Origin of the sequence: Streptomyces sp. NPDC058576 (genome assembly GCF_042718715.1) — a bacterium.
Lineage (GTDB): Bacteria > Actinomycetota > Actinomycetes > Streptomycetales > Streptomycetaceae > Streptomyces.
Window position 1 is genome coordinate 99761 of record NZ_JBHXPF010000005.1, and the last position, 13963, is coordinate 113723.

12 protein-coding genes and 1 tRNA gene are annotated in these 13963 nt (G+C 67.7%); 9 read left to right on the plus strand and 4 right to left on the minus strand.

Going from position 1 to position 13963, the window contains the following annotated elements:
• Positions 1-98 precede the first annotated feature (98 nt).
• Positions 99-563 (minus strand): GatB/YqeY domain-containing protein, encoded by a 465-nt coding sequence (locus ACFWRV_RS05935; RefSeq protein WP_018514200.1) that lies wholly within the window; start codon positions 561-563, stop codon positions 99-101.
• 79 nt (positions 564-642) lie between these two features.
• Here ACFWRV_RS05935 and ACFWRV_RS05940 point away from each other — a divergent pair, with 79 nt between their 5' ends.
• The 5 genes from ACFWRV_RS05940 to ACFWRV_RS05960 all read left to right on the plus strand — a co-directional run bounded on the left by ACFWRV_RS05940 (position 643) and on the right by ACFWRV_RS05960 (position 7098).
• Entirely contained in the window at positions 643-1581 is a 939-nt protein-coding gene (locus tag ACFWRV_RS05940; RefSeq protein ID WP_384328811.1) for a metallophosphoesterase, read from the plus strand.
• 188 nt (positions 1582-1769) lie between these two features.
• Complete coding sequence (locus tag ACFWRV_RS05945) at positions 1770-2516, plus strand: Pr6Pr family membrane protein (protein ID WP_384328814.1); 747 nt, start codon at positions 1770-1772, stop codon at positions 2514-2516.
• A gap of 28 nt (positions 2517-2544) precedes the next feature.
• A tRNA-Pro gene (locus ACFWRV_RS05950) sits at positions 2545-2618 on the plus strand.
• 226 nt (positions 2619-2844) lie between these two features.
• Positions 2845-3909, plus strand: a complete 1065-nt coding sequence (locus ACFWRV_RS05955; protein ID WP_146583467.1) for a hypothetical protein — start codon at positions 2845-2847, stop codon at positions 3907-3909.
• 171 nt (positions 3910-4080) lie between these two features.
• Entirely contained in the window at positions 4081-7098 is a 3018-nt protein-coding gene (locus tag ACFWRV_RS05960) for a hypothetical protein (RefSeq protein WP_384328817.1), read from the plus strand.
• A gap of 412 nt (positions 7099-7510) precedes the next feature.
• On the opposite strand, the gene ACFWRV_RS05965 is transcribed toward ACFWRV_RS05960, so the two are convergent.
• The 3 genes from ACFWRV_RS05965 to ACFWRV_RS05975 all read right to left on the minus strand — a co-directional run bounded on the left by ACFWRV_RS05965 (position 7511) and on the right by ACFWRV_RS05975 (position 9783).
• Complete coding sequence (locus tag ACFWRV_RS05965) at positions 7511-9028, minus strand: LacI family DNA-binding transcriptional regulator (protein WP_384328820.1); 1518 nt, start codon at positions 9026-9028, stop codon at positions 7511-7513.
• Positions 9029-9073: 45 nt separating this feature from the next.
• On the minus strand, positions 9074-9451 hold the full coding sequence (locus ACFWRV_RS05970) for a helix-turn-helix domain-containing protein (RefSeq protein WP_257134525.1): 378 nt from the start codon (positions 9449-9451) through the stop codon (positions 9074-9076).
• A gap of 74 nt (positions 9452-9525) precedes the next feature.
• The gene (locus tag ACFWRV_RS05975) at positions 9526-9783 is read right to left on the minus strand and encodes a helix-turn-helix domain-containing protein (protein WP_200735439.1); all 258 of its coding nucleotides are present in this window, start codon (positions 9781-9783) and stop codon (positions 9526-9528) included.
• 482 nt (positions 9784-10265) lie between these two features.
• Between ACFWRV_RS05975 and ACFWRV_RS05980 the strand changes: the two genes are divergently transcribed.
• The 4 genes from ACFWRV_RS05980 (at position 10266) to ACFWRV_RS05995 (ending at position 13758) form a co-directional block, all read left to right on the plus strand.
• Positions 10266-11189, plus strand: coding sequence for a hypothetical protein (locus tag ACFWRV_RS05980; protein ID WP_384328824.1), 924 nt, complete (start codon positions 10266-10268; stop codon positions 11187-11189).
• Positions 11186-11881, plus strand: a complete 696-nt coding sequence (locus ACFWRV_RS05985; protein WP_093581635.1) for an ATP-binding protein — start codon at positions 11186-11188, stop codon at positions 11879-11881. Before ACFWRV_RS05980 ends, ACFWRV_RS05985 begins: the two co-directional genes overlap by 4 nt.
• A gap of 81 nt (positions 11882-11962) precedes the next feature.
• A complete protein-coding gene (locus ACFWRV_RS05990; protein WP_384328827.1) occupies positions 11963-13264 on the plus strand; it encodes a hypothetical protein in 1302 nt (433 codons plus the stop codon).
• A 176-nt stretch (positions 13265-13440) separates the two neighbouring features.
• The gene (locus ACFWRV_RS05995; RefSeq protein ID WP_384328830.1) at positions 13441-13758 is read left to right on the plus strand and encodes a hypothetical protein; all 318 of its coding nucleotides are present in this window, start codon (positions 13441-13443) and stop codon (positions 13756-13758) included.
• Positions 13759-13963 lie beyond the last annotated feature (205 nt).

A 13963-nucleotide genomic window follows, 5' to 3' on the forward strand; every position in this document is an offset into this window, starting at 1 on the left:
CTCTCCCGCTTGTTGTTTTTTAATAGTCTTGTGGGGTGGGGCCTGGGGTGTATCGTGCAGGGGGGCGCCCACCCCTTTCATCTCCGCTCGGCGTCGCCTCAGCCGGCGAGGAGCTTCTTCACCGCGGCGGCGACCCGGCCGCCCTCGGCGAGCCCGGCGACCTTCGGGTTGACGATCTTCATGACGGCGCCCATCGCGCGCGGCCCCTCGGCCCCGGCGGCCTTCGCCTCCTCGACGGCGGACGCCACGATCGCGTTCAGCTCGTCGTCGGAGAGCTGCTTGGGCAGGTAGCCGTCGAGCAGCTCGCCCTCCGCCTTCTCCCGCTCGGCCTGCTCGGTCCGGCCGCCCTGGGCGAAGGCCTCGGCCGCCTCACGGCGCTTCTTCGCCTCCTTGGCGATCACCTTCTGCACCTCGTCGTCGGAGAGCTCGCGCGCCGACTTGCCGCTGACCTCTTCCTTGGTGATCGCGGTGAGGGTGAGCCGAAGGGTGGACGAGGTCAGCTCGTCACGCGCCTTCATGGCCGTGTGGAGGTCTTCCTTGAGCTTGGACTTGAGCGTGGTCATGCGGCGATTGTGACAGGTACGGGGCATGGGCCGCCCACCGGTTTTCCGCTCACGGCGCCGCTTCTGCGACGATGGGCGCATGCGCGCACGCTACGGAGTACCCCTGAAAGTCACGGCAGTCGGCGCGGCGGTCGGCGCCGCCGGACTCGCCTACGCCGCCGGATTCGAGGCCCGCTCGTTCCGCCTGCGACGGGTCACCGTTCCCGTGCTCCCGCACGGGGCACGTCCGTTGCGCGTGCTCCAGGTCTCCGACATCCACATGGTGAGCGGTCAGCGCAAGAAGCGCGCCTGGCTCCAGTCGCTGGCGGGCCTGCGCCCCGACTTCGTCGTGAACACCGGGGACAACCTCTCCGACCCGGACGCGGTTCCCGAGGTGCTGGACGCACTCGGCCCGCTGATGGAGTTCCCGGGGGTGTACGTCTTCGGCTCTAACGACTACTACGGCCCCAAGCTCCGCAACCCGGCCCGCTACCTCCTGGAGAAGGCCCAGGGCAAGCACGGCCTCAACGGCAACGCCCCCGCGGTCGGCGTCGTCCACAACCCGTGGGAGCCGATGCGCGACGCCTTCGACGAGGCGGGCTGGCTGGACCTGTCGAACACCCGGGGCCGGCTGAAGCTGGAGGGCATGGAGCTGGCGTTCACCGGCCTGGACGACCCGCACATCAAGCGGGACCGCTACGCCGAGGTCCAGGGCGGCCCGGAGTCCGGCGCCGACCTCTCCATCGCCGTGGTCCACGCCCCGTACCTGCGCTCCCTGGACGCCTTCACGGCCGACGGCTACCCCCTGATCCTGGCCGGTCACACGCACGGCGGCCAGCTGTGCATCCCGTTCTACGGAGCGCTGGTCACCAACTGCGACCTGGACACCGACCGGGTGAAGGGCCTGTCCAGCCACACGGTCGGCGACCAGCGCGCCTACCTCCACGTCTCCGCGGGCTGCGGCACCAACCGCTACACCCCGGTCCGCTTCGCCTGCCCGCCCGAGGCCACTTTGCTGACGCTGGCCCCGAGGGTCTGAGCGGGGGGCCCGCAGCCTGCTGACGCCGGCCCCGAAGACCTGTGGGCGCCCGCAGCCGCGGCGTCCGCGACGGGCAGGGCCTTGCGGCGGGCAGGGCCTGAGGCGGGTGGCGGCAGCGGTGCGGCATGCTCCAGCGGTCGGCGGGCGACGAATCGCGGGGGTCTTCCCACCCGCTTACGGTACGAATCATGACCGCGCCCCGGACCACCCTGCTCCCCAGCCCCCGGGCGGCAGAGGTGCTCCAGGACCCCACCGGACCCCGCCGCCCCTGGGCCGCGGTCCTGCGCGCCCTGGGGTGCGGAGCGGCGGCCACGGGCCCGGTCACCGCCCTGGTGACCGGGTACGCGCCACCGACGCTGATCCACTTCACGGTCCTGGCGAACCTGCTGGTCGCGGGGGCCTTCGGCTGGTCGGCGGTACGTTCCTGGCGAGGCACTCCGCCGCTCCCGCCGCAGCTGACCGGCGCGGTGCTCCTGCTCGCCGCGATCACCGCCCTGATGCACCACCTGGTGCTGGTGAACTACGGCGGCCCCCCGGCCACCGGAACCGGCGGACCCCCCGTGGCGAGCCTCCTGCTCCACACGGTGACCCCCCTGGCCGTCGCCGCGGACTGGCTCCTGCTGACCGCCCCCCGGACCCTGCGCCTGGCCCACATCCCCCTGTGGCTCACCGCCCCCGCGGCCTACCTGGGCCTCACCCTGACCCGCGGAGCCCTGCTCTCCCCCGGCTCCCCGGCCCGCTACCCGTACCCGTTCCTCGACGTCGACACGTACGGCTACGCCGGCACCCTCCCCCAGGCCCTCGCCCTCGGTCTCCTCTTCGCCGCCCTGGGCTCCCTGATCACCGCCCTGGACCACCTACGGCCGAACGTCGCGGGGTGGATCCAGCATCGAAGAAACCGGATTTCGCCTCCGGCCGCCGGTGGGCTAAAGTAATCGATGTCGCCGGGAGTCCGGTGGACATCGGGGTGTAGCGCAGCTTGGCAGCGCGCTTCGTTCGGGACGAAGAGGTCGTGGGTTCAAATCCCGCCACCCCGACAAAGAAACACCAGGTCAGGCCCGGTACTGAGGAATCAGTACCGGGCCTGATGCGCGTTCGAGGGCCATTCGGGGAGCCATTCGGGAGCCGACTTCGGGATGCGGCTCCCCACGACCGCCTAGCGCCGGCCCCCTCCCCGGCAACGGATGCTTCGGATGGAAACGCGGGCTCACTGTCAGTGGCCACGTCTAGCCTTGAACCACCACCGCCCCATAGGAGACCGGATTGGCCGGGTTCAAGATCGACAAGCGCGCGATCGCGAAGATGCAGAAAGAGATCGTCAAGGAGTTCGAGCGGGCGAACCGCAAGCACCCCGTGCGCATCCCCATCGAGGTTGAGCCTCCATCCATGGGCATGCTCACCCTCGCGAGTGCCAGTGGCCTCGAAAGCGACCCCCAGCTGTCCCGCTTGCTGCTCTGGTTGTACGACTCGGTCCAGCAGAATCCGAGCCACTACGTAGACGTGCGGGTCTTCGCGCGGGACGAGGGACTACCGGAAGACGACAGCGACAACATGGCGCTGCAGCTTGAAAAGCTCGGTCTCGTCAAGATCGCGCGAAGTCTCGCCGGCGGACTCTCCGATGTGTTCCCCACCGACGACGGACTGCTGGAAGCGCGCCGCCTGCTCGCTCTCCGCACCGACGCAGTCGAGCGCTTCGGACACGCCTGCGATGTGTTGTTGCGCTGGGTCCTACGTGTGGGCGGAAGGCAAGCCTCGGTTCCGGCGCTGGCTTTCCTACAAGACCCGTTGTGCAGCTTTGCCGGGGAGCCACTGACCGAGGCAGAAGTTCTCAGCGCGCTCGACTACCTGCGCGAGCACGCTCTTGTCGAGCGGGTGGTCACAGATGCCGAGGTCGCAGTCTTGATCACGGCGCAAGGTACCCGCTGCGTACTCGCTGGAGGCACCGTGAATGACTTTCTGAGCCGTCAACCAACTGGCGGCGACACCTACAACATCACCGGCTCCCACGGCTTCGTTGCTGGCTCGCAGCAGCACGTCGTACAGAACAACTCCTTCGGCCTGGACGCATCCAAACTCGCTGAGTTCGCCCAACAGGTCCGACAGTTCGCGCCGAGCCTGGGCATCTCCGCAGAGGAGCAGGGCCAGTTGATTCTGGACGCGGAGGTCCTGGAAGAAGCTGCCACCACCGACGAGCCTGAGCCGGGGCGTGTGCGGGCGGCATTCGATCGGCTGAACGCGACCCTCACCGCAATCGGTACGGCTACCCCTGGCCTGACCATGCTCGTCGGGGCAGGACAGAGCGCATACCAAGCAGTGTTTGGCGCCTGAATTGCCTGGAGCCAGCCGTCGAGGCTGGCTCCAGGTATCGCTCTCGGCCGAGCGCTCTCTTCCGCGCTAGGCCAGGCCGGTCATGAGGCCCCGGTAGCGACGGAACCATCCACAGCAGCTGCCACGTTGATCACGGCAAGAAGACTTGAGCGCTGAGACGAAGGCGGCGGCATGGCGGAGCGTGGAGGGCAGGCTGCTGCCTTCGGGTTTCAGTACCAGTATCTGGTCACGCTGGAGGAGCTGCTTGCTGCCGCCGAGGGGCTCCGACCTGGCGTACACGCTGCGGTCATCGAACCGACTGAGACCGACGCAGAGGGAGTGGACGACCCGGACGCCATCGACTTCGATCTGGTAGATGGCGACCGGTCCCCCGTGCTGGCCGCGCAAGTGAAATCAGGAGGACCGGGTACCGAGCTGTCTGCTCCGACTGCTTTCGCTGTGCTGATGCGGATGATCAAGGCCAGACCAAGCGCCAAGGCTTACAGCTTGATCACTAATATGAGACTGCACTCCAAGGCAGTTCACTTGAACCGGGTTCTGCGCCTCACTGATCCCGATGAGCTCCAACAGCAGCTGGCTGCGCTCCTGGAGCGGAGCTCGAGACAGGAAGAAAACGCCAAGGGCCTTAACCACGACGAATTGTTGCGGTTGCGTCGAGCACGCATCGTGCCGGATACCCGCGAGCCACATGAGCTGCGCGAGCAGCTAAGGGAACGCATCAGGAAATTCCGTTCGCAGCAGCGCAGCGGCCTCGGACTTCGCTCGGCAGGGCGCATGACCAATCACCTGGTCTCGGAGATCTTCCGTAGAGCCTGTGGCGAGTTCGATGGAGTGCTCACCTTGACGGACTTCCGTTCCGAACTGTTGACAGAGGCCACTCACCTCGCCCATGACCTTGGCAGCTTCGACTGGGGCATCATGGTGGGGCCCGTCCCGTCGCCGCCGGATCTCCCCAGGCCCGGCCTGTTGGCGCACATTCACCGGGCACTCACGGAAGCACCCGAGGATCGAGTGGTGCGGGCCTGCGTACTGCTGGGATTGTCCGGTATCGGAAAGACCAGTGCAGCAGCTGCTTATGCTCACGATGTCGCGGACTCCTACGACCACATCTTCTGGGTTGATGCGGAGAGCGACGCCAGCCTGGCCGCCTCCTATCACGCCTTGCACGACTGGCTCGCCCCGCAGCGAGCGCAGGCGAACATGGACTCCTCTGCCCTACGTCATCGAGTGCACGCGCTCCTGAGCGCGTTCCCGGGCCGCTGGCTCATGATCATCGATAACGCCTCAGACCGTCGCCGTCTACTTCCGTGGCTGCCCACCAGCGGGCGTGGGCACCTGATCATTACATCCACCAATCAGAGCAGTTGGGCCACCCACCCCCGACGAGTACCCGTCACTCACCTCACCACCGACCAGGCCGTGTCGCTGATCCGCCTGCGGCTGTCCAACGACGGCTCCGTCTGGGACAAGGGGAGCGAACAGGCAGCAGTCGAGCTGGCGCAGAACCTGGAGTACTGGCCTCTAGCCATCGAGCTGGCCTGTGGCTACCTGGCCAGTTGCGGGCTCGGCCTTGCAGAAGTGTCGCGCTATCTGGAACTCATCCGCGATCGCGCATTGGACGACGAGCAGTCCGTCCCGCCTGGGTATCCGCGCACACTCGTCGCGGCCATCCGGGTAGCGCTGCAACGGATCGGCCGCGCCGCGAAAGGCGTTCGGCAGCAGGACATATCAAGCGCGGCAATCGCTTCGATCACCACCGCCTCGTATCTGGCCTCTCGCCAGATTCCGCTCCAGCTCCTGGTCGCCGCAGCCGTGGTACCCAAGGAGTCCGTCATGCGCAGTGGCCTGAAGGGGCCGCTGATCATGGTGGAATCGAGCCAGAACCCTCTCAGCGTCTTGGAGATCCACCGTGCCTTGCGGACCGAGTCCCTCGTGCAGCGGAGTGAGCCGCTCAGCGCGGGCGGGCCTCACCGGCAGGCGAAGTCAGAGCATCCTGACGAGCTCGACGAGACGATCAGCATCAACGAGATCGTGCAGCACGTAGTGCGGGACACCCTGGAAGGCTCCGGAGACGTGGAGCCGATCCTCAGCCGCGCCGCCTTTCACACCCAGGGCTGGCTCGCTGAGTTCATCGATGATGAGGATGAGCACCGCATGCATCGGCTGGTTCCACACGCGCAGAGCCTCGCCAGCCATGCCCTGCGACTCGGGATCAGCTCCGACGACCTTGCAGTCCTTTACGGCAACCTCGGCGGTGCCTACTTCCGCATCGGGAGTCTGGCAGGAGCACGATCCTGCTTCGAAGCGGAGCTCAATGTGATCAGGGCCCGCACCGCTCCGGCACCCGTACTTGAGATCAAGACGCTGTTTCCGCTCGTTGCTGTGATGCGGGAGCAGGGTGCACCGCTGGACCGCTTGTTCCCCCACCTGAAGCGCGTCCACGAGCTAGCTCTCCAACTCGCTGACTCTCATCCAACCGATGCAGCAAGCGCGGTCGCTAACGTCCTGACCACACTCCGTACGGCAACGCATCGTGAGGTTCCAGGTGAAGCGGTCATCCGCCTTATCGCCGACCTGCAAGCACTCGGCGCACGACTGCCGGATACAGATGTTTCCAAGATTCTTGCTGAAATCGGGTATATAACGCAGGCGTTGAGCGATAGAAGCGTCGATGACGCTGAGATCGAGATTCGGTGTCGGGCGATGTTGGACAACGCCCAATTGCCCATTGCTCAACGGATCACCGTTATTGCCCTCTTGGCGGAAGCGCTCGCATTCCAGGGCAGCTGGACCGATGTCGCCGTCGAGCTCGCGACGCTCGACGGCTACGCGACCACGTCGAAGCTGAACCCTCAGACAATCGCAACCGCCGTGCACAACGTTGGCCTGCAGGTCGGCATGGCCCTCATCCAGAACGAGACCCATGCTCTCCCTTCGCTATACAGGCTGACGGAGATCATCGCCCATGTCGACGAGGAGCACCTGGACAGAGCGGCTGACGGGCCATTGAAGCTGCTGGTTCTCCGCCTCCTCGATGCTCTGTATCGCAGCGACCGTACCGAGACCGAGGCACTCCTCACGGAGTTCGAAACGACGGACAAGTCCGTGCTCGACGCGGCACACGAAATTGGGTGGCGGCTGCTCACATCCCGTACCGTCGCGATGGCCACTGCGGCTCTCCCGGGCTGAAGAGGACGCAGGTGCAGTTGAGCGACGAGGACCATCGGCAGTCCGCGCGAGCGAGTTGGCTCGAGTCGGGGGCGCGGCGGTGATCGGTGCATGGATGGGCGCTCAGGTGGATGGGGCAGCGTGAAGCTGGGGGTGCGCAGTTCGCGTAGGGCACTGGCTGCGTCGAGTTCCTGTCAGCGAGGGCGTCCAGCTAAGTGGGGCTCAGCGGCGACGGTCGCCGTCTCTTCTTAAACTCGGGGCGACTGAGACCAGGGCCTTCCCACGTAACACCGTCTGTCCCTTTTCGGGACAGCGCGCTTGTCCCCCTACAGGACGACGTGCTTGTGCCGAACAGGGATAGACCCAGGTTTCGTCCTCGTAGGCGCCGAGGTCCGCTCTGTCCCCGCAACGACGCCGCGAGAACAGAATGGAGCTACCTCAGGGCGACCGCTCGTGTGAGGAGGAGGTCGTTGAGCACGCGTGTCGGCGACGTCGGGCACATCGCGAGCCGAGCATCGAGCGCCGCCTCCCACTGCTCGGTCAGGCCGGCCATGAGGCGCTTGCGCATGCCGGGCGTGACGTGGGCGTATCGGGCCGAGACCGAGCCGTCGATGTGGCCCATGCGTTCGTCCATAAGGACCTTCTCGGTGCCGAGGTCCTCCATCATCGTGCGGTGGGTGTGGCGGAGGCCGTGGGGTGTTAGGCCCTTGGCGATCGGGAGCCAGCAGGTATCCGCCCGAGCAGCAGCACCTCGACCTCGGGCCGGGATGCCGGGCCACGGCTCGCCGAGGATGGGCACCGGGCGGGCTTCCTGTGGTGCCTTCTTCGGGTACCAGCCGGAGACTGCCGGGGTGAACAGCCAGGTGGCGAAGCCGTTTCGGCGCCAATGGGCCGCGTGTTCTGACGTGATGCCACCCCGCACGAACCCGAGCTCTGCGATGGCGAGTTCGACGCGCACGCGGGTGTCCTCGCGTACGAGCTCGGGGTGGTTAAGGACGTTGGAGACCGTACCCGTGGAGACTCCGGCACGGCGCGCGACGTCGGCGAGCTTCGCGCCCTGGTGACCGCCGGTGCGCGCCGCACCTTGGCCTCGGAAGACGTACGTCCTGCCATGGCACGGGCAGGGCGTTGGCTTCGTGCGGGCGACGTGGTTGGCGACCAGGGCCGAAAGCCAGTCCATCGTTTCGATGGTGCGGTAGCTGTCGTCCTTGGGCGGGCAGCGCACCATCTCGCCGGTGTCGAGTTCGTACAGCTGCCATTCGACGCGGACGGCCCCAGGGCGGGCGAACTCCGTTTCCAGGCCGACGATTTCACCCCAGCGCATGCCGGTGTAGCCCTTGAGGACGACGGCGACGAACTCGTCGTCGCGGCCAGAGAGCAGGGCGGCGCGCTCGGCGGTCAGCAGGATGCCGAGCGGGTCGGTGACGACCTTCTCCGGGCCGCGATCGCGGGAACGGCCGGCGCGCTTGCCGCGCCCGCGGCGTCGGGCAGCCGGGTTGGACGTGATCAAGCCCTCGTCGATCGCGTCCTCGAAGATCAGATGGAGCGTCGAGCGCCAGGTATTGACGCTGGAGGCCGCGTAGACGGCCTTCTCCTTCTTCTCCCACAGGTCGACGTCCGTGCGCAGGATGCCGGCGAGCGCCTTGTCCTCGAAGTCTGGGAGGAGGTGCTCCTCGATGTGGCGCTTGTAGTTCTGCATGGTCGAGGCGGCCAGGTCCTGGGCCTCGTACCAGCGGTTCACGTACTCGCCGAAGGTCTCCTGGCCGAGTGCCGGGTCGCGCCAGTCGCCGCGCCGGTACTTGTTTTCGGCCTCGCTCGCGGCGCGCTGGGCCTCGCCCTTGGTGGCGAACCGGATCGCCTTGCCGGTGTCGTCGACGACCGTGAGGTGCTTGCCGGGCGCGGTTTTGTACCGGCCGCGCCAGTAGTTTCCGCGTTTCTCCGCGAAACCCAAGTTCCGTCTTCCTCTGCTCTCGGCTTGTGACTGGGCGCGGGCGCACTACGCGACGGTCTCGTACTGGGTGCGGCGCGGCGGTCGGGCCCGCAGGCGCCCTGACGTCGGGGCCGTAGTCGGCTCAGGAGGCCGGGCGGCACGAGTTCGCGAGGGAGGGCTTGTAGCTGCCCGACTCGTCGGCGCGCTGCTGACGGATCGCTTCGGGCGCTCTTCGTGGAGGCAGACGATCTCGGCAAGGTGCGCGCCGGTGAAGCGGTAGGCGCGGCCGACTCGGGTGTGCGGGATGAGTCCGCGTCGGGCCCGGTCCTTGACCCACCAGGCGGAGCAGCCGAGGACTTCGGCGACTTCTTCGGGGCGGTAGAGACGAGGCAAGGGGGCTCCGCCCTCCGTGCCGGGAAGGTGTCGTACGAGGGCAGGGGGTATGTCGGAGTGGCGCAAGAAGGGCGGGTCCTTACTGGGTGGGGGCGTGCTCGGTCAGCGGTGTTGAGCGGTCCTCGTCACGTGGCGGTCGGCCTCTGCGGCAGCATGGGAGGCGAGACGGGAAGGGCTTCGGCGATCACGACGAGGCCGTCGGCATCACATCCCCGTTGGGCGCGTTCGATGCGGGACAGCATGGTGTAGGACATCGGGTGGCCGGGGGCGGCCACCCGGCCAGCCAACTGCCATTGTGAAAAGCCTTGTTCTGCGCGGAGGATTCCGATGGTGCGGGCCGCCTGTATTTCAGCGGATCCGACTTCCAATGAGCGTGGGGGCATGACTCCAATTGAAAGGTCAGATCGCCGGTTTTGGTAACCGGCGATCGTCGGCTATGTTGCGCTCGCGCGGTTCGCCGCGAAGTGGGTCGCAAGGGACCGGAAGCGGCTTGGAGCGGGGTGTCGGTCAGGGATCTGACGTGGGATGTTGTGTTGCAGCTTCCTCGTCGGCGGCGAGTCAACAGCTTGCCGATGTGATGCTTCTGGCTCTGCGGTCCGGGCAACTATTTGGTCAACAGCGGATCGCGCCTTAAGGTTTTGCTCCCGCCCGCCACACAGCCCCATTTTCACAGCCTTTCTGCCGTGAGAGATAGGGCCGGATAGGGCTGGACTTGCGCAACGGGGGTGTGGCTATGTTGACGACACCCCCGGAAAAGTAATCGCTTCTCTGCGCGCGTCCGCGCCAATACCCCCTCGAATCCCGCCCGACCGACGGTGAGCCGTGCTGTCCACGCACAGGCCACCGAGTAAGGACGTCCACGCACTTGGCACGAATCCGCACCATCAAGCCCGAAGCCTTCGTCTCCGAGTCCTTGGCCGCCGTCTCCCTGACCGCCGAGCGCACCTTCCTCGGCCTGCTCACCCAGGCCGACGACCAGGGCCGACACCGCGACCACGCCGCGATCATCGCCGGACAGTTGTGGGTCCTGCGCCCGGAGCACACCCCGTCCGAAGTCGAGACGGACCTCGCCCAGCTCGCCGACGCCGGGCTGATCTGCCGCTACAAGGCGCCGGATCACAAGCGGTACCTGCACATCGTCACCTGGGGCCTCCATCAGAAGATCAACCGGCCCAGCAAGAGCCGCCTCCCTGCATGCCCGCATCACGAGGTTCCGGCCGGAGTCACACCGAGCCCAGCCGAGACCGGATTCAGGGAGCCCTCACTGCCGTCTCACGGAGCCCTCCGCGAGGGCACAAGGGGAATGCGCGAGCCCGCAGCGAACCCGGGTACCGCTTGCGAAACCACAGGTCAGGACAGTTTTATGGAGGGCTCCATGAAGGCTCATGGAGCCCTCCCGGAGCCGTCGGTGAACCCTCACTGCCCGGATCTAGGACCTAGGACCATGGATCTAGGAGATACCCCTTCGGGGGGCGCAAGCGCCCACGCGCCCGACACCGTCTCGCCCAAGCAACTCCTCGGCGAGTACATCGCGGCGTGCAACCACCGCCCGCCGGACGCCTTCCTGAACCATCTCGGCGGACAGGTGCGCAAGCTGCTCGACGAGGGCATCGCCCCCGCCCACCTCCGGGCCGCCCTCGAACGCCACCGGGCCAAGGGGCTGTCCCCGAGCGTCCTGCCCAGCCTCGTCCACGAGGTCATGAACGCCGCCTCCCCCGCCGCGCCCGCCGCCCACCGGGCATGGACGAACCCCACGGACGTCGTCGCCGTCTACGGAGATGAACTCTGACCGCTACCCTCGCCCGCGCACCCCAGCGCGTCGGCCCGCTCGCCAACCGGCTCAACACGATCCTCGCCAACCGCGGCATCGACCCCGCCGCTGCCGCCCAGGAGCCGGCGCCCGAGACCGTCACCGCCCTGGAACTCGCCGACGCCCGCATCCCCGCCCGCTACCGCCGCGCCCTGGCTGACCATCCCGAGATCGCCACGTGGGCCGACCAGATCGCCCGCGCCGGGCGTCCCGGCCCGAGCGGACCAGGCATCGCCGAGGGCCCGTCGCTGCTGATCGCCGGCCCCACCGGCACTGGCAAGACCCACCAGGCATACGGCGCCGTACGCGCCCTACTCACCCGAGGCGTCCGCCTGCGCTGGGAGGCCACCACCTCCGCCGACCTGCACGCGCGGCTCCGTCCCCGTGTCGGCCACGACGGCGAACGGGAGCTCCAGACGTTGTCCCGCAGCCCGCTGCTGCTCCTGGACGACCTCGGTGCGGCCAAGACCAGCGAGTGGACCGAGGAGCTGACCTATCGGCTGATCAACCACCGGTACGAGCACATGCTCCCCACCCTCATCACCACCAACCTCCCGACCGCCGAGTTGCGCATCGCGCTCGGCGACCGCGTCACCTCCCGTCTCGCCGAGATGACCGAGCGGGTCATCCTCACCGGCCCCGACCGACGCCGCACCGCGCCCGCCACCTGACAGGTACTCGCCCCCCACCGCCCTGCCCGCCCTCGCTTCCGCCTGCCCTCAAACGCGCAGGCCCCTTTGGAGAGCCTCTGCATGACCCCTGGCACCACCACCCTCATCAGCGCCGAAAGCACCGGCATCCCCGTCCTGCCGCACTGGATCCCCGCGCCTGCGGCCATCGCGGTCCTGCTCATCGCCCTCGCGCTGGTCACTCGATGGCTGTGGCCGCGCGCCCGCAAGCTAGGCGGCGGAAGGCGGCCTAGCAGCGCCGCCGTCCGGGTCGCCGCCGTCGCCGCGATCGGCTGCACCGCCTACAGCGCGGACACCAGCTGGCGCTTCGCCGCCGACTATCTCGGCATGGGCAGCACCGTCGAGCGCGCCTCCATCTTTGCAGTCGCTGAACTGGCCTTGTTCGCAATGGCATTGATGGCACGCCAGAACCTGAAGGGCCCCAGGCAGGCGCCCGGACCGCCGGGCGTCCTGGTATGGGTGATCACCGGAGGCCAGATCATCCCCGCCTACGCCGAGTCCGGTCCCGTAGGCGGCACGGTCCGCGCCCTGATCGGCCCGGTCATGGCCGCAGTCCTCTGGCACCTGGCCATGGGAATCGAGCTACGCCACCACAGCCCCGAGGCCGCCTCACGCAGCCTGCCCGCAATCCTCGGCCGACAGGCACGCGAGCGACTGCTGGCACGCCTGGGCATCCACGACCAAGACGCCGATGCCGCACGACTCATCCGCGAACGCGCCCTGAGCCGGGCCGTCACATTGATCCTCCGCATCGAAGCGATGCCCGAAGCGAAGCGCAACAAGGGACGTGGCCGGCGTGCGACTCGGCGCCTGCACGAAGCGCTGGAGAAGGCCGACGTCGACGGTGATCTCCGCCAGGACGAACTGCTGCTGCGAAAGCTCGGGACCCGACAGCAGGCCACACGGTTGGCCTCGCTCCCGCTGCCCGAACGGTGGGAGACGCCCGGAGACCGAGTCAGGCAGCCCCTCCCTACCGCGGCGAAGCGGGCAAGGCCCGAGCGCCCGGATGGCGTACCGAATCCGGGCGACCAAGACGTACATCGGTCGGACCGCCCGGAATTCATGGTCTGCCCTCAATCCACTACTGATGGGCGCGCGGACGTGAGCGCGGGCAGAGACGCGGGCGCTGAGCCTGGCGGGAAACCGGAGCCGGTACGCCCGGGTCGCAAGCCCGACCTGCCGCGGGATTCCCTCATCGCGTACGCGGAGCGCATCTACCGCGAGACGGGGCGACTCTCTCGTGACTCCCTCAAGGCAGCCGTCCGCGCCGACGGCCACCAGGTCGGCACGGACCTGGCCCAGAGCATCGTCAACACGGTCAAGGCCGATCAACAGGACTCAGCCCGTACCGGCCACCCCCACTGAACTTTCCCTTCCACCTCTAACCACCACCGATGAAAGGCCCTTCCGCCATGCCCCGCTCGACCACGCCCGCCTGGGACTGCAACAACTGGTCCTGCCTCATCTGCACAGCGCCTGGGCGCGACGAGATGACTCTGCTGCGCTGCGCCATCCTCACTCTGCTGGGGCAGGGACGATGGATGGCCCAGGACGAGATCTCCCTTCCCGACATCCTCTCTGCCGGCGGCCGGTACCTGAGCCGACTCAGGACCGGCCCCCTCGGCCAGATCAATGAAGACACCCCGGTGCCCGCCATTGAGCATTGGGCCTGGCTCGAAGCCGAGCTGCGTCTGGTTGTCGCCCGCGCCGCCGGACTGGATGCCGTCAGCACCCTCGACCCGCGCATCAACGGCGCCCTGGCCTCCGCGGCTCGCCTCCCGGAGCGGCGCCTGGTGGATCTGCTCGACCTCGCAGCCGAGCAGTTCGCCGAGCTCAGCACACAACCGCGCGCCGCCTGACCCACCCCCGCAACCCCGACACAAGGACGTCGCGTCGTGCGCGATCACTACCCCGAATTTCCCATCGTCCAAAAGCAGATGGTCACCACTCCCGTCACACGCGCAGCAAGTTGTCGGGTAAGGAGTCCTTACCCGGCCTCCGCCCCCTCCGGGGCGGAGGCATCCGGCGCCGGGGCGGCACCGGAGTCGGTCGGCCCAGGGGGGC

Bases quoted from the DNA above. Each gene is read 5' to 3' on its own strand.
- ACFWRV_RS05935 (WP_018514200.1), bottom strand. From the start codon at position 563: ATGACCACGCTCAAGTCCAAGCTCAAGGAAGACCTCCACACGGCCATG.
- ACFWRV_RS05940 (WP_384328811.1), top strand. From the start codon at position 643: ATGCGCGCACGCTACGGAGTACCCCTGAAAGTCACGGCAGTCGGCGCG.
- ACFWRV_RS05945 (WP_384328814.1), top strand. From the start codon at position 1,770: ATGACCGCGCCCCGGACCACCCTGCTCCCCAGCCCCCGGGCGGCAGAG.
- ACFWRV_RS05960 (WP_384328817.1), top strand. From the start codon at position 4,081: ATGGCGGAGCGTGGAGGGCAGGCTGCTGCCTTCGGGTTTCAGTACCAG.
- ACFWRV_RS05975 (WP_200735439.1), bottom strand. From the start codon at position 9,783: ATGCCCCCACGCTCATTGGAAGTCGGATCCGCTGAAATACAGGCGGCC.
- ACFWRV_RS05990 (WP_384328827.1), top strand. From the start codon at position 11,963: ATGACCCCTGGCACCACCACCCTCATCAGCGCCGAAAGCACCGGCATC.
- ACFWRV_RS05995 (WP_384328830.1), top strand. From the start codon at position 13,441: ATGGCCCAGGACGAGATCTCCCTTCCCGACATCCTCTCTGCCGGCGGC.